21 protein-coding genes, 2 tRNA genes and 1 pseudogene are annotated in these 18,705 nt (G+C 75.6%); 12 read left to right on the top strand and 12 right to left on the bottom strand.

Annotated elements, in window-relative coordinates:
* The first annotated feature begins 20 nt into the window (after positions 1-20).
* From E4P43_RS00110 to E4P43_RS00100, 3 genes are read left to right on the top strand one after another with little or no spacing between them, the layout of a single operon-like run.
* On the top strand, positions 21-1,376 hold the full coding sequence (locus E4P43_RS00110; RefSeq protein ID WP_135143386.1) for an O-antigen ligase family protein: 1,356 nt from the start codon (positions 21-23) through the stop codon (positions 1,374-1,376).
* On the top strand, positions 1,366-1,992 hold the full coding sequence (locus tag E4P43_RS00105) for a Wzz/FepE/Etk N-terminal domain-containing protein (RefSeq protein ID WP_167759000.1): 627 nt from the start codon (positions 1,366-1,368) through the stop codon (positions 1,990-1,992). Before E4P43_RS00110 ends, E4P43_RS00105 begins: the two co-directional genes overlap by 11 nt.
* Complete coding sequence (locus tag E4P43_RS00100; protein WP_135143384.1) at positions 1,989-3,119, top strand: GNAT family N-acetyltransferase; 1,131 nt, start codon at positions 1,989-1,991, stop codon at positions 3,117-3,119. Before E4P43_RS00105 ends, E4P43_RS00100 begins: the two co-directional genes overlap by 4 nt.
* A gap of 3 nt (positions 3,120-3,122) precedes the next feature.
* Here E4P43_RS00100 and E4P43_RS00095 read toward each other — a convergent pair whose 3' ends face one another.
* Entirely contained in the window at positions 3,123-4,376 is a 1,254-nt protein-coding gene (locus tag E4P43_RS00095; RefSeq protein WP_135143383.1) for a hypothetical protein, read from the bottom strand.
* A 122-nt stretch (positions 4,377-4,498) separates the two neighbouring features.
* Here E4P43_RS00095 and E4P43_RS00090 point away from each other — a divergent pair, with 122 nt between their 5' ends.
* A complete protein-coding gene (locus E4P43_RS00090) occupies positions 4,499-5,641 on the top strand; it encodes a GNAT family N-acetyltransferase (RefSeq protein WP_135143382.1) in 1,143 nt (380 codons plus the stop codon).
* Between the two features lie 6 nt (positions 5,642-5,647).
* Here E4P43_RS00090 and E4P43_RS00085 read toward each other — a convergent pair whose 3' ends face one another.
* From E4P43_RS00085 to E4P43_RS00075, 3 genes are all read right to left on the bottom strand, one after another.
* Positions 5,648-5,848: a hypothetical protein gene (locus E4P43_RS00085; RefSeq protein WP_135143381.1), complete on the bottom strand. Its 201-nt coding sequence runs from the start codon at positions 5,846-5,848 to the stop codon at positions 5,648-5,650.
* Positions 5,849-6,055: 207 nt separating this feature from the next.
* Positions 6,056-7,105: a PHP domain-containing protein gene (locus E4P43_RS00080; RefSeq protein WP_135143524.1), complete on the bottom strand. Its 1,050-nt coding sequence runs from the start codon at positions 7,103-7,105 to the stop codon at positions 6,056-6,058.
* Complete coding sequence (locus E4P43_RS00075; protein ID WP_135143380.1) at positions 7,102-7,650, bottom strand: DoxX family protein; 549 nt, start codon at positions 7,648-7,650, stop codon at positions 7,102-7,104. The genes E4P43_RS00080 and E4P43_RS00075 overlap by 4 nt, the downstream gene beginning before the upstream one ends.
* Before the next feature lie 126 nt (positions 7,651-7,776).
* On the opposite strand from E4P43_RS00075, the gene E4P43_RS00070 reads away from it, so the two are divergent.
* Positions 7,777-8,109 (top strand): hypothetical protein, encoded by a 333-nt coding sequence (locus tag E4P43_RS00070; RefSeq protein ID WP_135143379.1) that lies wholly within the window; start codon positions 7,777-7,779, stop codon positions 8,107-8,109.
* On the top strand, positions 8,106-8,561 hold the full coding sequence (locus E4P43_RS00065; RefSeq protein WP_135143378.1) for a VanZ family protein: 456 nt from the start codon (positions 8,106-8,108) through the stop codon (positions 8,559-8,561). The genes E4P43_RS00070 and E4P43_RS00065 overlap by 4 nt, the downstream gene beginning before the upstream one ends.
* Here the strand turns inward: E4P43_RS00065 and E4P43_RS00060 are convergent.
* The 3 genes from E4P43_RS00060 to E4P43_RS00050 all read right to left on the bottom strand — a co-directional run bounded on the left by E4P43_RS00060 (position 8,540) and on the right by E4P43_RS00050 (position 10,870).
* Positions 8,540-9,976 carry a phosphatase PAP2 family protein gene (locus E4P43_RS00060; RefSeq protein ID WP_135143377.1) on the bottom strand — a complete coding sequence of 479 codons (1,437 nt, stop codon included), beginning with the start codon at positions 9,974-9,976 and terminating at the stop codon, positions 8,540-8,542. The genes E4P43_RS00065 and E4P43_RS00060 overlap by 22 nt on opposite strands.
* Before the next feature lie 90 nt (positions 9,977-10,066).
* The gene (locus tag E4P43_RS00055) at positions 10,067-10,273 is read right to left on the bottom strand and encodes a hypothetical protein (protein ID WP_135143376.1); all 207 of its coding nucleotides are present in this window, start codon (positions 10,271-10,273) and stop codon (positions 10,067-10,069) included.
* Positions 10,274-10,339: 66 nt separating this feature from the next.
* Entirely contained in the window at positions 10,340-10,870 is a 531-nt protein-coding gene (locus tag E4P43_RS00050; RefSeq protein WP_135143375.1) for a CGNR zinc finger domain-containing protein, read from the bottom strand.
* A gap of 102 nt (positions 10,871-10,972) precedes the next feature.
* Here E4P43_RS00050 and E4P43_RS00045 point away from each other — a divergent pair, with 102 nt between their 5' ends.
* The 3 genes from E4P43_RS00045 (at position 10,973) to E4P43_RS00035 (ending at position 12,463) form a co-directional block, all read left to right on the top strand.
* Complete coding sequence (locus tag E4P43_RS00045) at positions 10,973-12,172, top strand: MFS transporter (RefSeq protein WP_135143374.1); 1,200 nt, start codon at positions 10,973-10,975, stop codon at positions 12,170-12,172.
* A 109-nt stretch (positions 12,173-12,281) separates the two neighbouring features.
* Positions 12,282-12,370 (top strand) — tRNA-Ser (locus E4P43_RS00040).
* A 20-nt stretch (positions 12,371-12,390) separates the two neighbouring features.
* Positions 12,391-12,463 (top strand) — tRNA-Arg (locus E4P43_RS00035).
* Positions 12,464-12,537: 74 nt separating this feature from the next.
* Here the strand turns inward: E4P43_RS00035 and E4P43_RS00030 are convergent.
* The 5 genes and pseudogenes from E4P43_RS00030 to E4P43_RS00020 form a co-directional block, all read right to left on the bottom strand.
* On the bottom strand, positions 12,538-12,963 hold the full coding sequence (locus tag E4P43_RS00030) for a hypothetical protein (RefSeq protein ID WP_135143373.1): 426 nt from the start codon (positions 12,961-12,963) through the stop codon (positions 12,538-12,540).
* Between the two features lie 223 nt (positions 12,964-13,186).
* Complete coding sequence (locus E4P43_RS20310; protein ID WP_245158856.1) at positions 13,187-13,342, bottom strand: hypothetical protein; 156 nt, start codon at positions 13,340-13,342, stop codon at positions 13,187-13,189.
* A 94-nt stretch (positions 13,343-13,436) separates the two neighbouring features.
* A pseudogene (locus E4P43_RS00025) lies at positions 13,437-14,177 on the bottom strand (amino acid permease); the annotation flags it as partial.
* Positions 14,126-14,611: an amino acid permease gene (locus E4P43_RS20710; RefSeq protein ID WP_280790914.1), complete on the bottom strand. Its 486-nt coding sequence runs from the start codon at positions 14,609-14,611 to the stop codon at positions 14,126-14,128. The gene E4P43_RS20710 and the pseudogene E4P43_RS00025, both read right to left, overlap by 52 nt.
* A 54-nt stretch (positions 14,612-14,665) precedes the next feature.
* Positions 14,666-15,946, bottom strand: coding sequence for an alpha-hydroxy-acid oxidizing protein (locus E4P43_RS00020; protein ID WP_135143372.1), 1,281 nt, complete (start codon positions 15,944-15,946; stop codon positions 14,666-14,668).
* A gap of 272 nt (positions 15,947-16,218) precedes the next feature.
* Here E4P43_RS00020 and E4P43_RS00015 point away from each other — a divergent pair, with 272 nt between their 5' ends.
* From E4P43_RS00015 to E4P43_RS00005, 3 genes are all read left to right on the top strand, one after another.
* Positions 16,219-17,214 (top strand): hypothetical protein, encoded by a 996-nt coding sequence (locus E4P43_RS00015; protein ID WP_135143371.1) that lies wholly within the window; start codon positions 16,219-16,221, stop codon positions 17,212-17,214.
* 130 nt (positions 17,215-17,344) lie between these two features.
* A complete protein-coding gene (locus tag E4P43_RS00010; RefSeq protein WP_245158833.1) occupies positions 17,345-17,755 on the top strand; it encodes a MarR family transcriptional regulator in 411 nt (136 codons plus the stop codon).
* Positions 17,756-17,848: 93 nt separating this feature from the next.
* A complete protein-coding gene (locus E4P43_RS00005; RefSeq protein ID WP_245158832.1) occupies positions 17,849-18,595 on the top strand; it encodes a glycosyltransferase in 747 nt (248 codons plus the stop codon).
* The last annotated feature ends 110 nt before the right edge of the window (positions 18,596-18,705 follow it).

Here is an 18,705-nt window from a genome sequence, read left to right as displayed (position 1 = left end):
GGACGGACGAGGGGAGCGGGGTGCTGAGGCTGCGCGAGACCGCTCTGCGGCCCAGCACGTGGGTGGCCCTGACCGTCCTCATGCTCCCCCTCTCGTCGAGCTCGGCCGATGAGGGGACGGCGGTCACCCTCAGCGATGCGGTCGTCGTCGTCCTGGTGGCCGTGGCCGCCCGCGACTTCGTGCAGGGGAGGAACGCTGCCGCCGCCCGGTCGGTTCCGGCCCTGCTCTTCTGGGTCCTGGGCACGGCCAGCCTCGTGCTGGCGCTCGCCGCCCGGAACTTCCCCGAGAACGTCATCGGCGGCGTCCGCTTCGTGCAGCTGTTCTGCCTGCTCCCCATCGCCGTCATGATCGCGCTGCGGTCCCGGCGCGACGCCCAGGTGGTGCTGGGCAGCGTCGTCGGCCTCGCCCTGGTGCAGGGCGCGATCGGCTGCTTCCAGGCGCTGACCGGCACGGGCGCGGAGATCGGCGGGGAGAGCGTGCGCGCCGTCGGCACCTTCGGCGCCTACAACATCGGCGCGCTCGCCGCGCTCTGCGGCGTGGGGCTGCTCGTCGCCCTGGCCCTGGCGGTGGGGCTGCCCGGCACCGGTCGCTGGTGGGCCCTCGCCGCGGCCGGCGCGCTCGCGCTGCCGCTGGCCTTCGCGCTCAGCCGCGGCGCCTGGGTGGCCACCGCCGCCGCCGCGCTGGTGGTGGTCAGCCGCGGCCGCCCCGTGCGGCTGCTGGCCCTCGTCGGGGGCGCCGGGGCGCTCGGGGCCGTGGCGCTGCCGGTCCTGACCGCGTCCGGCGGCGAGCTCGGCGAGCGGCTGACCAGCCTGCTCGACGTGGGCAGCGACCCCGACCAGTCCTTCGTCGACCGGCTGGCGCTGTGGCGCGCCGCGGGCCAGATGGCCCTCGACCACCCGTGGACCGGCGTCGGGCCCCACGCCTTCCTCGACCACCGCGACGCCTACGCCGGCCTGCGGCTGCTGGGGTCCAGCGACATCAGCCAGGGCTCGGACTTCCAGCAGGTCGCCCTGGAGTCGCCGCACAACTTCTACCTGCTGGTCGCCAGCGAGCTCGGGCTGGTCGCCGCCGCGCTGTTCGTCGTCGCCTTCCTGGTGCTGCTGTCCCGGGGGCTGGTCCGCGCCGCGCGACCGCGCTCGGACGCCTCCACGGCCGTCGCGCTGGCCGGCACCGGCACCCTCGCCTTCGCCGTGGTCACGCTGCTGACCGGCGACCTGGGCGGCCCGTGGTCGGTGCTGCTCGGCGTCTGCCTGGGCCTCGCCGGCTGGGCGGCCGCCGACCAGGAACTCGTCGACGACGACGCCGTCGTCCCGGACCGGCCGCTCCCCGCGGAGCCGGGGTCCGCTGAACTCGTGGGGAGTGGTCGTGTCCGCTGACCGCACCGAGGCGCCCGGCCTGCCGGGCGTCCGACTGCTGCTGCGCCGGGCGCGCTGGGTGGTGCTCGCCGCCGTCCTGGGCCTGGCCGCCGGCGCGACGCTCGACCTCGTGCGCACGCCGGTGTACGAGTCCACCGCCTACCTCGCCGTCACCACCGAGCGGAGCCAGGACACCGGCGCCATGGCGCGCAGCGCCCAGGCCCTCGCCCGTCTGGCGACCTCCCCCGGCATCGTCAGCGCGCCGCTGCGCGTCGCCGGCCTGCCCGACGCGGCCGCCGACCCGCGCGGTTTCATCACCGTCCAGGCCGCACCGGACGCCCCCGTCATCAGCGTGACCGGGCGGTCCTCCGACGCCGAGGCCGCGCAGCGGATCGCCGAGAGCGTCAGCTTCACCCTGGTCGGGCTGGACGCGGTGGAGCCCTTCGACGCCGTCGTCGTCGGCGAGCCGGCGGTGCCGGACGACCCGACGATGCCGTGGTGGGTGGTCCCCTTCGGCGGGGCCGCCGGTGCCGCGGGGCTGGGCCTGGTCCTGGCCGCGACGCTGCCGCACGACGGCGGGACCCGGGACCGTCCGCGCCCGCGCCTCCGCCTCGGCCGCCGGCGGGGAGCCGCGTGACCGCCGTCCAGGACTGGCAGACCGAGGTCGTCAGCGACGCCGACGCCTTCGACGCCCTCGCCGAGGAGTGGGCGCTGCTGCACGCCGCGTCGCCCCACGCGACCCCCTTCCAGTCGCACGCCTGGCTGCGCTCCTGGTGGCGCGGGTACGGCCGCCCGGGGGCGCTGCGGGTGGTGCTGGTGCGCTCCGGCGGCCGGCTGCGCGCCGCGGCCCCGCTGCACCTCGTGCGGCGGGCCGGCATCGGTGTGCTCGCCCCGGTCGGCGCCGGCATCAGCGACGTCTCCGACGTCCTCGTCGCCGACGGCGACCCCGAAGCCGCAGCGCAGCTGGTGCAGGGCCTGCTCGGCCTCCGCGGCTGGCAGGCCCTCGACCTCCCGGAGGTCCGGCCCGGCACCGGCGCGCCGCTGCTCGCCGCCGCGTGGCCCGGACCGGTCCGCACCACGGCCGCCTCGGTGATGCTGCAGGTGCCCGGCCGGCCGGTCGACGAGCTGCTGGGCGCGCTGAAGTCGTCCTCGGCCAAGGCGGTGCGCAAGAAGCTGCGCAAGGCCGACGAGCTGGGGCTGACCTGCCGGCAGCTGACCGCCGGCGAGGCCGACGACGCCGTGCGCCGGCTGCTCGACCTGCACGCCCGCCAGTGGGCCGGGCGCGGCATGACCGCCGAGCACGGGCGCGACCGCTTCGGACAGCACCTGGCGGACGCCGTGCCGGCCATGGTCGCGTCCGGCCACGCCGCGCTGCTCGAGTACGCGCTGGACGGCGAGCACGTGGCCAGCCAGCTCCACCTGGTCGGCACCGAGTTCGTCGGCTCCTACCTCGCCGGCATCTCCCCGGAGGCGCGGGCGCAGTTCGACGTCGCCGTCGTGATGATGCGCCACGACCTGGAGCTCACCACCGCGCTGGAGCGCCCGGTGCTCACCATGTTCCGCGGCGAGGAGAGCTACAAGCTGCGCTGGCACCCGGAGCCGGTGGCCAACACCCGCCGGCTGCTCGTGCGACCGCGCAGCGCCGGCGGCGCCGCGGTGGCCGGGGCGGTGCTGGCCCGCGCCGGTGCGGTGCGGTGGGCCAAGCAGCGCGCCCCCTGGGTCCGCGAGGTGCGCGACCGGGCCCGGCGGCTCACCCGGCGCTGAGCGTCAGGCGCGGGTCGGCCAGCGGGTCAGCGGCACCAGGGCCACGGCCGACACCGCGAGGACGACGCCCATGGCGATCAGCCGGTCCGTGCCCTCGGTGGCCAGGAACGCCACGCTGAGCAGCGCGGCGCGGACGACGTCCCACACCAGGCGGGCGGAGTCCCGCCGGAGGAAGTTCGGCAGCCGGTTGAGCGACGTCGTCGCCAGCAGCGAGCCCCAGAACAGCACGGTGGCGACCGCGACCGGCAGCAGCCACTCGTCCACCTCACCGGAGGTGGCGTGGGCGGCCAGCTCCAGGGAGAGGAAGACGCCCAGCGCAGCCATCACCAGCCCGAGCAGGACGGCGGCGCGACGGGCGGCGGTGAAGCCGGCCCGGTCACGCTCCCGGACCGCCCGGCTCAGCCGCGCGTCCAGCGGCGGGGACAGGACGGCCATCATCACCGTGGCGAACCCGCCGCAGATCCGGGTGACGACCGACCACGGCTCGGCGGCGGCCCCCAGGCCCGGCAGTGCGAGGCCGGGCAGCAGCGTCGTCCAGCCGTTGGCCAGCCGCGCCGCTGCCGGGCGCACGGTGCGGCGGAGGTAGGCGCGACGCAGGCGGCGCCGGCTGGCGGCGCTGAGGGGTGCGGGGCGGGGCGTCCAGTGCGACCGGCGCAGCGCGAGGGCCGCCCCGGCCAGCACGTACGCCAGCGCCGTGGCGAGGGTGAGCCCGAGCGGCCCGACGTCGACGAGCACCACGACGAGCACCGTGAGGAGCACGGCCACGCCGTAGAAGACCCGGCTGAGCCCGAGTCCTGCGGTGTCCCCGGCACGCACCAGCCGGGTGACCACGATCGAGTAGCTGCCCCACGTGGCGGTGAGCAGCCCGGCCGCGGCGAACGTGCCCGCCGGCATGCCCAGCCGGTCCTCCAGCGGCGTGCCCAGCGCGACGGCGCTGGAGACGACGGCGAGGGACACGAGCGAGACGGCCGTGGCCACCCGCGCCATCCGCGGGCCGCGGACCACGGGGTAGAGGTAGGGGTAGGCCAGCATCGCGGCGTCCACGACCAGCCCGGCCACGGCGGTGGCGAAGACGAGGACGAACACCATCCGGCCCTCGCGCGCCAGGATCGGGATCACCATGGCCGCCAGGGTCAGGACCTGGCCGACCAGCCCGACGCCCACGAACCGGAGGCGGCTCAGGCCGGCGAGCCGGCTCCGCCGGGTGTCCTGGCGCTCGTCCGGCGGCGTGGTGCCGGACGCCGCGACGGAGGACATGCCGCAGATCCTGACACCCGCCGGTTCCGGTGTACCCGGTCCACCGTCGAACCCGACCCCTTCGAGCAGTACGAGGTCCTCCCACGCCCCGTTCGGGCGCCTGGATCTCTAGCGTCGCCCTCGTGGCCACCGACCTGAACCCCTCGCCGTCGGAGCAGGGCCGGGCCGCGACCGACCGGCGGACCGCTCTCCTCCGACTGCCCGACCTGACCCCCGAGGTGGTCGGGGCGTGGCGTGACCTCGCCGGCCGGGCGGCCGAGGCGAACCCGTTCGCCGAGCCGGAGACGGTGCTGCCCGCGATGCGGCACCTCGCCGACCGCGGGCACGCGGGCCTGCTCACCGTGGCCCGCGGGGCGCGGCTCGAGGCGGTGCTGCCGGTGACCTGGCCGGTCCGGGTCCCGCTGGGCGAGGGCCGCAGCGTGCCGGTGCCGGTGCTGCAGACCTGGGTCGAGCCGTTCCAGCAGCTCGGCGCGCCGCTCCTCGACCGCGACGCCGCCGTCCCTGCCATGGCCGCGCTGCTCCGGCCCGGCACCGTGCCCGGGATCCCGGCGCTGCTCATGCGCTACTTCCCGGAGAACGGGCCGGTGGCCGCTGCCCTGGACGCGGCGCTCGCGCAGCGCGGCCAGCGGGCCGTCCGGCTCAAGACCTACGAGCGCGCCCTCCTCCTGCGCGAGGGCGGGCCGGCGGTCAAGTCCAACCGCCGGCGCCGCTACACCAAGCTCCGCGAGTCGATGGACGCGATGGCTGCCGACCTCGGGCCGGTGCAGCTCGTCGACCGGTCGGACGACCCCGCCGCCGTCGAGGACTTCCTGCGGCTGGAGGCCGCCGGGTGGAAGGGTGCGCGCGGCACGGCACTGGCCAGCCGCGCGGCGCACGCCGCCTGGTTCCGGGAGGTCTGCGACGGGCTGCGCGCCGCCGGGCGCCTGGAGCTGCCCGTGCTGTCGGTCGGCGACCGGGTCGCCGCCATCGCCTGCAACCTCGTCGCCGGTGACGGCCGCATCCACCTGCGGTCGGCCTACGACGAGGACCTGGGCGACTACCGTCCCGGCGCGCAGCTGGTCCGGCACTGGGCGGAGACGATGGGCGAGAGCCACGCGGCCTGGTTCGACTCGCTCACCGTGCCGGACAACGAGCTGTTCAACCAGCTGTGGCCGGCCCGGCGCACGCTCTCGACCGTCGTCGTCCCCTACGGGCCGGGCGGACGTACCGCGACGGCGCTCGCGCGGCGCGCGGCCGAGTGGCGGGCGAGGCGCGCCGGCGCCTGAGCCGGCTCAGAGGCCGGGTCGGACCTGCCCGCAGCGGCAGGTGTACAGCGACGAGCCGCTGAACGCGTCCTCACCGCTCCAGCGGAACCAGTGCACGTGCAGCGGCGAGGGCCGCCCCGGCTCCTCGGCCCGGGCCGGCACGGACCGCAGCGCCGGGCGCGGGGCACGCGGGTCGCCGGGACGCTCGGTGAACAGTGGCTGGGCCATGTCGACCACTCCCGTCCCGGTCCGCCGCCCGGCCGAGCGGGCGTGTCGATTGGTTCAGGTCCGGGTGTACCCCCTGCTCGCCGCGAGCGGATGGACGCGCCGTGAATTGCGCACGACGAGCCGGACCACCTCGGTGTGTATCACCGTTCGTGAGCGCTCGTGAGCCTGCTGTGACTCATGTGGCGGGTGTGACCCGGCCGGCTGCGGTCAGCCCTCGGTCCAGGCCAGGAGGTCGTCGGCCGAGCGGGTGTTGATGACGCGCTCCACCGGGACGCCGCACTCGATCGCCCGCTCGCAGCCGTTGTACTGCCAGTCCAGCTGCCCGGGGGCGTGCGCGTCGGTGTCGATGGAGAACTCGCAGCCGAGCTCGACGGCCAGGCTCAGCAGTCTCCGCGGCGGGTCCAGCCGCTCGGGCCGGGAGTTGATCTCGACGGCGGTGCCGTTCTCCACGCAGGCGGTGAACACGGCCTCGGCGTCGAACTCGCTCTCCGGGCGCGGCTTCTGCTCGCCGTTGCGCTGCTTGCGGCCGATCACCAGCCGCCCGGTGCAGTGGCCCAGCACGTCGGTGTGCGGGTTGGCGACGGCGGCCAGCATGCGCTCGGTCATCTGGGCCCGCGGGGCGCGCAGCTCGGAGTGCACGCTTGCGACGACGACGTCGAGCCGGCCCAGCAGCTCGTCGGTCTGGTCGAGGCTGCCGTCGGGGTTGATGTCGCACTCGATACCGGTGAGGATCCGGAAGGGCGCCAGCTCCTCGTTCAGCGCCGCCACCACGTCCAGCTGCTTCTCCAGCCGTTCCGGGCTCAGCCCGTTGGCCACGGTGAGGCGTGGGGAGTGGTCGGTGAGCGCGAGGTACTCGTGGCCCAGCGCGATCGCTGCCTCGGCCATCTCCCGGATCGGGCTGCCGCCGTCGGACCAGTCCGAGTGCGCGTGCAGGTCGCCCTTGAGCGCCGCCCGGAACGCGGCGACGTCGTCGGCCGCCGGCAGCTGCTCGGCGTAGGCCTCCTCCAGCGACGCGAGGTACTCGGGCACCTGGCCCTTGTGCGCCTGCACGATCACGGCCGCGGTCTTCGGGCCGACGCCCTTGAGGTCCTTGAGCGTGTTCGTGCGGATCTTCAGGTCGAGCTGCTCGGCACCGAGGCCGTCGACCACCGCCGCGGCGGTGCGGTAGGCACTGACGCGGTAGCTGGCCTCGCGGGCGCGCTCCAGGAGGAAGGCGATCCTCCGGAGCGCGGCCGCGGGCGGGAGCGGAGCGCTCAGCGGGAGGCCTTCTTCAGGCGCTTCTCCGCCTGCTTCTGGGCCTTGGCGGCGCGCTTCTGCGCCTTCTCGAAGTTCTTCTCCGTGGCGTCGGCGGCCCTCTTCGCCGCGCGGCGCGTGCGGTAGCCCACCGACGGCTTGCCCTCGGTGTCGACGGCGGCCAGCAGCAGACCGCCCAGCAGGCCGCTGTTCTTCAGGAAGTTCGAGATCTGGCCGAAGCGCTCGGTCGGGTCGTCGTGCTCCCAGAAGCGGTGACCGGCCAGCGTCGTCGGCACGATCGACGCCGAGAGCACCAGCGCGGTCAGCCGCGGGAACTTGTTCAGCGCGAACAGCGAGCCGGCGGCCACCCTCACGGCGGCGTCGATCTTCACCCACTGCTCGACGTCCTGGGGCACCTGGACCGGCAGCTGCTTGTCGGCGGTCTCGGCGATCTTCTCCACCACGGGGCGGGCGCCCGGCACGCGGTCCTGCGGCTTGCGCAGGGTGCTGATGCCTCCGTACACGAACGGAGCGGCGAGCAGGGGCCGGGCGATCCGGCGAACCAGCATGGTGACCTCTTTCCTCGATGTCACTGGGGGAGTCCGGGGTGCACTGCCCGGAAGATCCATCTCGCAATCCCCGGGCCTGGGTGCGAGGTCGTTCCGGAACGCCGGCCCGTTCTCTAGCGTGGCGCCGTGCACATCGTCCAGGGGCTCCGGCAGGCAGCCGTGATGATCGCCGTCGGCGCGCTGCTGGCGGCGGCCGCCGCGGGGGTGTGGGCCGCGGCGAGCGGTGACGCCTTCCGGTCGCGGTTCGGGCTGAGCATGCTCGTCGTCGCGGGGCTGCTCGCCCTCGGCGGCGGGACCCTGCTCTCGCGCGGGGCGATGATGGAGACGCGGGCATTCCTGGGCGACGGCCCCGGCATGGACGAGCCGGGGGAGGACGAGGCGCTCACGTCCATCGGCGTCTTCCTCTTCGTGTCGCTGCCCCTGTTCGCCGCCGGCGCCGTCGTCTACGGCTCGGGGTGACGGCGCAGCCCGGGTCGCCGCTGGTCATGGGCCGTCGGGGGGCCGCCGTCGCCCTGGTCGCCTACCTGGCGCTCCTCGCCTCGCTCACCCTCGGTGCCTCGCCGGGAGCCGTCTTCGCGGTCGGCGCCCGGGAGGTGGGGCGCATCGACGGCCTGCAGTGGGTGGACAGCGGCGACGTCGAGCGGGCGGCCAACGTGCTGGTCTTCGTGCCGGTCGGCCTGCTGCTGTGCTTCGCGCTGCCGCGGGTACCCCGGCTGCTGGTCTGGCTGCTGTGCGTCGCGGTGTCGGCCGCTGTGGAGGCGGCCCAGGTGTTCCTGCCCGGGCGTCAGCCCACGCCCGTCGACGTCGTCACCAACTCCACCGGCGCGGCGGTCGGGGTGGTCGCTGCCGTCGTCCTGACATGGGCCGCCCGCTGGTGGGCCCGCCGCCGTCAGCGGGTGCGGCAGCAGTAGACGGTGAGCGGCTCGCGCTTGCGGAACAGGAACTCCGTCGCCGGCTCGCCCATCTCGCCGTCGTAGGCGACCCGCTCCGGGCCGGTGCGCGCGACCACCCGCACCTCCGCGGCGGCGAAGTGCCCGTAGCTGCGGGCGTGCTCGCTCACCCCGAGCAGGGTCGCGAGGACCGCACGGGTGCGGCCGAAGCGCAGGTCGGCCCGCAGGTACTGGACGTCGAGCAGCCCGTCCTCCAGCCGCGGCCGGTACGCCGGGGCGAGCCCGCGCGGGGTGTAGGTGCAGTTGCCGATGAACAGGATCCAGGTGCGCAGCCGGTCCCCGTTGACCTCCAGCTCGACCGGCGTCCCGGTGCGCAGCACCTGCGCGGCGGCGACGCTCAGCGCCAGCCACTTGCCGAGCCTGGCGGCCATGCGGTCCCGCCGCCGCACCATCTCCGGGTACGCGCCGATGCTCGAGGTGTTGAGGAACGGCGTCCCGTTCACCTCGGCGACGTCCACCTTCACCGCCTGGCCGGCGAGCACCGCGTCGACGGCGTCCTGCGGGGTGTGCAGGCCGACGTCGCGGGCGAAGTGGTTGAGCGTGCCGGCGGGGATGACGGCCAGCGGCAGGCCGTGCTCCAGCGCCACGGCGGCGGCCGCGGCGACGCTGCCGTCCCCGCCGGCCACGCCCAGCGCCGACGCCCGGCCGGAGGCGGCGGCCTCGCCGAGCAGCTCCGCGACGCCCCGCTCCTCGCTCATCTCCAGCACCTCGGCGCGGGGGAGGAGCCGGCGGATGTCCTCGGCCGGGTCGTACTCGTCGGGGCCCGAGCGCGGGTTGACCGCCACCACGAGCCCTTCGCCGCCGGGCAGCGCGGGGGCGGCGGAGGTGGGGCGGACGCGGGCCGGCTGCATCGGCCGGCGCGCCCACCAGTGCTGGCTGGCCGCGGCCACCGCGCCGCCGACCGCGAGGCCCGCGAGCACGTCGCCGGGGTAGTGGACCCCCACGTGCACCCGGGAGTAGCCGACGCCCAGCGCCAGCGGGGCCAGCGCGGCGCCGGCGGCCGGGCTCTCCATCGCCAGCCCGGTGACGAACGCCGCCGCCGAGCTCGAGTGGCCGCTCGGGAAGGACAGGCTGCCCGGCTCGCGCCGCAGCCGGCGGTGGGTCTGCAGGTTCTCCAGGTCCGGGCGCACCCGGCCGAACACCCGCTTCAGGACGACGTTGACCACCGCGCTGGAGAAGAGCATGGAGCCGACGCCCCGGATGGCGCCGCGGCGCAGCGGCCCGCGGCGGCTGCCCACCACGAGCGCGACCAGGAACCAGAGCTTGCCGCGGTCGGCGAAGGCGGAGAGGCGGCGTAGCCAGCGGTCGGCCGGCGTCGTGGGCAGGGACCCGACGTAGGAGTGGAGCCGCGCATCGAGGTCCCGGGGTGAGCGCACGGGCCGACGCTAGTGGAGCCGGGTCGGGGCGCCGATCCCCTGGAACCCGTTCGGGGCATGCGCGCCGGCCATGGCCAAGGGGTGGCGTCGTCAGGACCCGGCCGACATGGCTCTCGCCCTGTCGCGCACCCGCCGGCCGACGACGACCGTGTTGACGACCAGGAGCAGGCCGAACGCCACGGCCCACGTCGACTCCTCGCGCAGCGGCCCGGCGATGGCGGCGACGAGCAGCGCGGTCGAGAGGACCAGCCAGGCGATCTCCCCGACCAGTCCCAGGCGTGCGCGTGCGTCCGACATGGCGCGGATCATGCCGCTCCCTGCCGGGGCGCGGTCGCTCCTCGATCGCGTGTCGCCCCGGTGCCGTCAGGACTTCTGGCGGGCCCGGTAGGCGGCGACGGTCGAGCGGCTGGCGCAGGTGTTGGAGCAGTAGCGGCGGCTGGCGTTGCGCGAGGTGTCGACGTAGACGTCGTCGCAGCCCTCGGCCGAGCACACCCCGAGCCGCTGCCAGCCGTGCTGGACCACGACCTGCGACAGGCCCATCGCCACCGTGGTCGTCAGCTGCTCCAGCGCCGGCGCGTCCGGGCGCGCGTAGTGCAGGTGCAGCTCGCCGTCGTGGTCGGTGGCGTACGGGCGCGGCCGGGCCAGCGCCAGCAGCTGGTTCAGCCGGGTGAGCACCTCGGGCTGCGACTCCGCCAGGGCGACGGCGCGCACCAGCAGGGCCGTGGCCAGGGTCCGCTCCGCCTCGGCCGGCGTCAGGTCCAGCGACGTCCCGGGCGTGAACCACTCGTCGTGCGACGCCAGGAAGCGCGACACGCCGTCGTCCGGCTCAAGGTCGGCGTTGGCCAGGTCGATGGCCAGTTCGACGGCACTTGACCCGTAGGTGTCGTAGTCCAATTGACTCCCTACCGTCCTGTCCCTACTGTGGGACTCCGTAGGCGGTCAACGTCATTTGACCCCCTACCGTTCCCTTCCCTGCAGTGCGAAACGAGTTCCAGCGTGCGTGCCTACCTCACCGTCTGGCGGCTTCCCTCCGCCCCGGTGCTCCTGCTCGCCGGCTTCGCCGGCCGTCTCCCGTCGTCCATGGTGCCGCTCGCGTTGCTGCTCATGGTGCAGCAGCAGACCGGTTCCTACGCCGTCGCGGGTCTCGCGGCGGCGACGCTGGGCGTCGCGTCGGCCGTGATGGCGCCGGTCCTCGGCCGTCTCGCCGACCGCCGCGGGCCGCGCCGCCTGCTGCTCACCCAGGCCGCGCTCTACCCGCTGCTGCTCGCCGCGCTGCTCGTCGTCGTCCTCGGTGGGGCGCCCGACGCCGCCGTCATCGCCGCCTCCGGCATGGCCGGCGCCGCGACGCCGCTGGTCTCCGGGACCGTCCGCGCCCTGTGGTCGCGCACGGACCCGCGCGTCCGCGGGACCGCCTACGCCCTCGACGCCACGGCCACCGAGCTCGTCTTCGTCGTCGGCCCCGCCCTCGTGGCCGCCCTCGCCGTCCTCGCCGCGCCCGCCTGGGCCGTCGGTGTGGCCGGCACCCTGGGCGCGATCGGGGCCTTCGGTGTCGCCGGCGCCGCCCGCTCATGGGTGCCGCAGGTGGCTCCCTCGGCGGGGCTGTTCTCGACCGTCCGCTCGCCCGGGATGCCGCGGGTCCTGGTCAGCGGCGCCGCCCTCATGCTCGGCTTCGGTGCGCTCGAGGTGGCCATCCCGGCCTTCGCCGACTCCGCGGGCCGGCCCGGCATCTCCGGGCTGCTCCTCGCGGTGTGGGCGCTGGGCTCGGTCGCCGGCGGCCTGTGGTTCGGCGCCCGGGTGCTGAGCGCCTCGCTGCCGCGCCAGTACCGCTGGCTGCTCTTCGGCGTGACCATCGGTCTGGCGCCCCTGGCCTGGATCTCCAGCCCGTGGGCGCTGGGAGTGCTGCTCTTCCTCGGCGGGACGGCGATCGCGCCGACCCTCACCGTGCAGAACTCGCTGGTCGGCTCGATCGCCCCGGTGCACGCCACCACCGAGGCCTTCACCTGGCTGTCGACCATCACCGTCGGGGCCTCGGCCATCGGGGCCGCGCTGGGCGGCGCGCTCATCGAGGGCTCGGCAGGCGTGCCCGGCTCGCTGGTCCTCGCCTGCGTCGGCGCTGCCGCGGCCGTCGTCGTCACGCTCGTCCCGGGGCGGCGCACGGCCGCCCCGGCGCAGCGGCGGGAGTCGGTGCCGGCCTGAGCTCCCTGGCCCCGCCGGCCCGACGCGGGCCGGCGGGACCCCCGCTGGGAGGCGTCCGGAGGCGCTGGTAGTCTCTCTTCTCGGCGGTTACGAGGTGACTCGGACCCCGGGAGGCTTCGCCTAGTCCGGTCTATGGCGCCGCACTGCTAATGCGGTTTGGGTTAATCCCCATCCCGGGTTCAAATCCCGGAGCCTCCGCGCACGACAACTGAACACACGCACCCGTAGCTCAACGGATAGAGCATCTGACTACGGATCAGAAGGTTAGGGGTTCGAATCCCTTCGGGTGCACGTCTGGTTGAGACACCGAGCGGCCCCGCACTTCGACGGAAGTGCGGGGCCGCTTCGTCGTCCGGGCCGTCCCGTCAGCCCGGCAGGTAGCCCGGCCACCACGTGGGCCGGCCCCCGGGGCAGGCGCTGCCCGGGGTGGGGTAGCCCGGCGGCACCTCGGTGACCAGGAGGAAGGCTGCCGCCGTCAGCGCGAGCGCCACCACCGCCAGCACGACCGCTGCGGCGACGCCGGCCCAGCCCTGCCGCCGGAACCCCGCCCACAGCCCGATGGCCACGGCGACGTTGACGGCCAGGAGGACGGCCGCCGCCAGCATCAGCCCGACGGCGCCCCCGCGCTCCAGCACGTCGCAGGCCGCGGCCGCGGCCCCGCGGGCCCGGACCGGCGCCAGGGTGGCTGCCAGGGCGGCCACGGCCATGGTCGCGCCGAGCACGAGCGAGGGCGACCCTCGCCGGAGGGCCGGAGCACCGTGCGACGCCGTCTGCCCGATGCCGCTGGTCATGGTGCTCCTCGCCGTCGTCCGTCCGGTCGTGCCGGATGATCACACGGCGGGACCCCGGTGCGGCCGGCTCCGAGCGCGCGAGAACGCCGGCGGCGAGGGATGTGGGGCGGGGGGCCGGCTCTGACGGTCTGGCCGCGTTGGTCGGTCTACCCAGCAGTGGGTAGCCACTCGTTCCCGGCTACCCCCGCCCGGGTCCTACTGTGACCTACGCCACAGAGGTTCGTCAAGAGCCGGCCGAGGTGTCCTGCCGCAGCCTCGAGTACTTGCGCGCGTAGGTCACGTAGAGCACCGCCGCGAGCGCCAGCCAGCCGGCGAACAGGGCGAAGGTCACGCCGGACAGCCCGGAAACCAGGTACGCGCAGAAGGCGATCGACAGCACCGGCACGACGGGGTAGCCCGGCACCCGGAACCCCCCGCGGCAGGTCGGGGGCGATGCGCCGCAGCACGATCACGCCGACGGACACCACGGTGAAGGCCACGAGCGTGCCCATGCTGGTCAGGTCGATGAGGAAGTCCAGCGGCACGAGCCCGGCCAGGGCGCCCACGAAGACGGCGACGGCCACCGTGCCCCGCACCGGCGTCCGGCGGCGGGCGTCGACCCGGCTGAAGAACTGCGGCACCATGCCGTCCCGGCTCATCGAGTACAGGATCCGCGTCTGGCCGTACATTGTCACGAGCGTGACGGAGAAGATCGACACCACGGCTCCGGCGGCGAGCACGATGGCCGGCCAGCTCGACCCGGTCACGTCCTCCAGGATCACGGCGAGCCCGGCCTCCTGGCCCTCGAAGCCCTCCGCGGGCTGGGCGCCGACCGCGGAGAACGCCACCAGCAGGTAGACGACGGTGACGACGACGAGCGCCCCGATGATCGCCAGCGGCAGGTTCCGGCGCGCGTCCCGCACCTCCTCGCCCGCGGTGGAGACGGCGTCCAGGCCGATGAAGGAGAAGAAGATCGACGACGCCGCCATGCTCACGCCGGCCACGCCCATCGGGGCGAAGGGGGTGAAGTTGCCCGAGTCGAAGGCGGTGAAGGCGACGACGGCGAAGAACAGCAGCACGGCGATCTTCACGACCACCATCACCACGTTCGCCGTCGCGGACTCCCGCACCCCGCGCACCAGGAGCAGGGCGCACAGCAGCACGAGCACCACCGCCGGCAGGTTCACCCAGCCGCCGGCGCCCGGCGCCGCGGACAGGGCCTCCGGAACCTGCAGGCCGACGGTGTCCGACAGCAGCTGGTTGACGTACTCGCTCCAGCCGACCGCGCCGCCGAGGAGCTGACGCCGTACTCCAGCACCAGGCACCACCCCACGCCGTAGGCGACGACCTCGCCGAGCGTCGCGTACGCGTAGGAGTACGAGGAGCCCGACGCCGGGATGGACGACGCCAGCTCCGCGTAGCAGAGCGCGGTCAGGGCCGCGGTGACCGCGGCGAGCACGAAGGAGACGACGACGGCGGGCCCGGCCTCGGGCACCGCGGTGCTCAGCACGAAGAAGATGCCGGTGCCGATGGTCGACCCGATGCCCAGGCACATGAGCGGGACCAGGCCCATGCGGCGGGCCAGGCCGCTGTCCTGCTCGCTCTCCGCGACGAGCGCCGCCACGGGCTTGCGGCGGAACAGCTGGGTGCGCAGGGACGGCTCGGTCACCGGGTCATCATCCGCTCCGGCCCCGTGTGAGCCGGACCGCGGTGCGGGACGGGGTCAGCCGACGCGGCGGAGGACGTCCGGGGAGAGCTGGTCGACGGCGGTGTGGCCGGTGAGGCCGAGGGTCAGGTCGAACTCGCCGACGGCGTCCTCGACGACCTGCCGGACGCCCTGCTCGCCCGCCAGGGCCAGCCCCCACGCGAAGGGCCGGCCGAGCAGGACGGCGGTCGCGCCGAGGGCCACGGCGGTGAAGACGTCGGCGCCGCTGCGGATGCCGCTGTCGAGCAGGACCGGCGCCCGGCCGGCGACCGCGCCCAGGACCTCGGGCAGCGCGTCGAGCGCGGAGATCGAGCGGTCGACCTGCCGGCCGCCGTGCGTGCTCACCACCAGGCCGTCCATGCCCTCGTCCAGGGCGCGGCGGGCGTCGTCGGGGTGCAGCACGCCCTTGAGCAGGATCGGCAGCTTCGTCCGCGAGCGCAGCCAGGCCAGGTCGTCCCAGCTGATCGACGGGCGCGAGTAGATGGCCAGGAAGGTCTCGACGGCGGCCCGCGGCAGGGGGGAGCGCAGGTTGTCGCGGAACGAGCCGGGCCAGGCCTTCGCCATGGTGACCAGCGCCTTGACGGCCGCGGGCGTGGGGCGCGGCTGCGGCGCGCGCGGGCCGGGGGCGGCCGCGCGCTCCTCGACCAGGCGGCGGAAGACCGGGTCGGAGGTGTACTGCGCGATCCCCTTGCCCAGGGCGAAGGGCAGGTGGCCGAGGTCCAGGTCGCGCGGGCGCCAGCCGAGCATCGTGGTGTCGAGGGTGACCACGAGGGCCTCGCACCCGGCGGCCTCGGCGCGGCCGATCAGGCTCTCGACCAGCTCGTCGGAGGTCGACCAGTACAGCTGGAACCAGCGGGGGGAGTCGCCCATGGCCGCGGCGCACTCCTCCATCGAGCGCGAGCCCTGGTTGGAGAAGACCATCGGGACGCCGGTGGCCGCAGCCGCCCGGGCGACGGCGAGGTCGGCCTCGGCGTGCACCAGCTCGAGGGCGCCGACCGGGCCGAGCAGGAGGGGTGCCGGCAGCCGGCGCCCGAAGAGCTCGACGGAGGTGTCGCGGACGCTCGCGTCGCGCAGCACCCGGGGGACGACGGCCCACCGGTCGAAGGCCGAGCGGTTGGCGCGCTGGGTCGTCTCGTCGCCGGCGCCACCGGCCACGTAGGCGTACGCGCGGGCGTCCAGCACGCGCTTGGCCCGCTCCTGCAGCCGGCGGATGCCGACCGGCACCGCGGGGGAGTGGCCGAACACCCCGGCCCGGTACACCTCGTTCTGCCGCCGCCGCCCTGCGCCCGCTTCGTCCACGCGGCCACCGTAGTGACCGCGATCTCATCGCGACCGGCGGGTGGCCGGCGGGTGGTTCGGCGGCGACGTGCCGGGGAACGAAATCGCGACACACCGCGCGACACGCGCGACACGCGCGTAACGGCGTAGCAACGAAGCGTCACTTCCGGCATCATCTGAAACTCCAGCGCACTGAAACGGAGGACGGGCTGAGCACGACGTTCCAGCGAGCTGCCGGACCGACGCGGACGACGTCGGCCCGGACGGTGCGCCCCGCCCTCTCCGCCGGTGTCGTGACCGGTGTGCTCGCGGTCCTGCTGTCCGTCACGACCCCCGCCGCGGCGGTCGACGACCCCTCCCGTCCCGGCGTGCAGGTCACCCGCGGACCGAGCTGCCAGCCCGGCGGCATCGTGGTGGAGCTGGCCGGCGGCACGGTCCCCTACACCGTCCGTCTCGCCACGACCCGCACGCCCGCCGGTGAGGACGAGGTCACCCTCGTCGCCCAGGGCACCGCGGTCCTGCAGACCCGCGACGTCGCCCCCGGCGAGACCATCGACCCCCGGCTGGAGTTCGCCGCCGCCGACGGCTCCGGCGTCACCTACGTCGACGAGCTCGAGGACTACACGCTCACCCGCCCGACGACGGAGGACTGCGAGGCGGCGCTGAACCCGCCGGTGACCCCGCCGTCGACGCCCACCGCCACGGTCGAGCCGTCGAGCCCGGCCCCCTCCGCGCCCGGCACGGGGTCCACCGGCACCGGCTCGCGGTCGAACACCCCCACCAGCTCCTCGCGCCCGGCGCCCAGCCCGACCACGGACGCCCCCTCCCGCACCCCCGACCCGACGGGCGCGACGACGCCGGGACGCCCCGACGGCGGGAGCGGCACCGGGGGCGGCCAGGTCACCCCGGGCGGGACCGTCACGCTGCGCGGAGCCGGCTTCCAGCCCGGTGAGCGGGTGGACATCCTGCTGCGGGGCACCGAGGCCGTGATCGCCACGGCCACGGCGGGCCCCGACGGCGAGGTGCGCGTCGACGTGCGCATCCCGGACGCCGCCGAGGCAGGCCCCGCCACCCTCGACCTGGTGGGGGCCGACTCCGCCGTCACGACCGGGGTGGACCTGCAGGTCGCCGCCGCCGAGGGGGCGGTGAGCACCTCCGGGGGTGCGCTCTCGCTGGCCTCGCTCGTCGCCGCCGCGGTCGCGCTCGTCGGTGCCGCAGCCGGTCTGGTCTCGGTCGCCGGACGGCAACGCGCCGAGCGGCGCGGCCGACACGCGGTGCCCACCGGCTGAGTGCGGTTTCGGGGTCCCCCGATCAGGGGACCCCCGCCTCGTGCCACGGTCCGAGGACGCGCTCGCGCGTGGTGTCCCCCGGGACACCGCCACTCTTCCCGGAGTCGCTCCCCGCCCCGCCGAGACGTGGTTGCGCATCGTCCAGGTGCACGACCGGATCACCCGGCGGGTCGACTCCGCGCTCCACCGCCACCACGACCTCTCGCTCACCGGTTTCGAGGCGTTGCGGCGCATCGCCGAGTCGCCGGGCGAGCGAGCGTCCATGGGGGACGTCGCCGAGGCCGTCGGGCTCTCCAGACCGGGGATGACCAGCACGATCGACCGGCTGGTCGCCCAGGGGCTGGTCGTCCGCGAGCGCGGGGAGGGCGACCGGCGGCTGCTGCACGCACGGCTGACGCCCGCCGGCCGGCAGCGGGTCGAGGCGGCGACCGCCACGCACGACGCGATGGTGACCCACCTGCTCGGGCTGCTCGGTGACGACGCGGGCGTCGTGACCGACGCCCTGGCCCGGGTCTCGGTCGCCACCCGCGACCACCGCTGACGCCCCCGGGACCGGCCCCGGCGGTCGACGCCGCCCGGGGAACACTTCAAGCCCGTAGTGTTTCGCCGCCCGGGGATCGGGCAGGACGTGATCATGCTCGAGCAGGTGACCGTCGTCGTGCCGACGATCGGGCGTCCCTCGCTCGACGTGCTGCTCGACGCGCTCGCCGCGGCTCCGGGGCCGCGCCCGGCCGAGCTGGTCCTGGTCGACGACCGCCCGGTGGGGGAGCCGCTGCGGCCCGAGCGGCCCGGCCTCCCACCGGTCCGGGTCGTCCGCACCGGCGGTGGCGGGCCGGCCCGCGCGCGCAACCTCGGCTGGCGCACGGCGCGGACCGGCTGGATCGCCTTCCTCGACGACGACGTGGTGACCGACCCCGACTGGTACGAGCGGCTCGCGGCCGACCTCGCCGCGCTGCCGGCGGACGTCGCGGGCAGCCAGGGGCGCGTCCGCGTGCCGCTGCCCGCCGACCGCCGCCCCACGGACTGGGAGCGCGGCACCGCCGGCCTGGCCACGTCCAGCTGGATCACCGCCGACCTGGCCTACCGGCGGGCGGCCCTCGCCGCGGTCGGCGGCTTCGACGAGCGCTTCCCGCGCGCCTTCCGCGAGGACTCCGACCTCGCGCTGCGCGTCATGGACACCGGCTCCCGCCTGGTCCGCGGCGAGCGCTGGATCACCCACCCGGTGCGTCCGGCCGACCGCTGGGTCAGCGTGCGGGTGCAGGCCGGCAACGCCGACGACGTCCTGATGCGACGGCTGCACGGCCCGGGCTGGCGCGACCGCGCCGACGCCGCGCTCGGCCGCCGTCCGCAGCACACGGCGGTCACGGGGGTGCGGTCGTGAGGTTCGGCGTCACCACCCCGAGCCGCGAGGAGTTCGCGGCCCTCGACGCGCCCGTCCTCCCGGTGACCCGGCGGCTGCTCGCCGACGGCCAGACCGCGGTCGGCATCTAC

The organism is Blastococcus sp. TF02A-35 (assembly GCF_004571075.1).
GTDB lineage: Bacteria > Actinomycetota > Actinomycetes > Mycobacteriales > Geodermatophilaceae > Blastococcus.
Note: the sequence above shows the minus strand (reverse complement) of the source record. Positions and strands in the feature narration are given on the sequence as shown.

Coding starts and splice junctions, on each gene's coding strand:
- E4P43_RS00005 (WP_245158832.1), top strand. CDS start 17,849: ATGCTCGAGCAGGTGACCGTCGTCGTGCCGACGATCGGGCGTCCCTCG.
- E4P43_RS00095 (WP_135143383.1), bottom strand. CDS start 4,376: ATGTCCTCCGTCGCGGCGTCCGGCACCACGCCGCCGGACGAGCGCCAG.
- E4P43_RS00030 (WP_135143373.1), bottom strand. CDS start 12,963: ATGACCAGCGGCATCGGGCAGACGGCGTCGCACGGTGCTCCGGCCCTC.
- E4P43_RS00085 (WP_135143381.1), bottom strand. CDS start 5,848: ATGGCCCAGCCACTGTTCACCGAGCGTCCCGGCGACCCGCGTGCCCCG.
- E4P43_RS00075 (WP_135143380.1), bottom strand. CDS start 7,650: ATGCTGGTTCGCCGGATCGCCCGGCCCCTGCTCGCCGCTCCGTTCGTG.
- E4P43_RS00055 (WP_135143376.1), bottom strand. CDS start 10,273: ATGTCGGACGCACGCGCACGCCTGGGACTGGTCGGGGAGATCGCCTGG.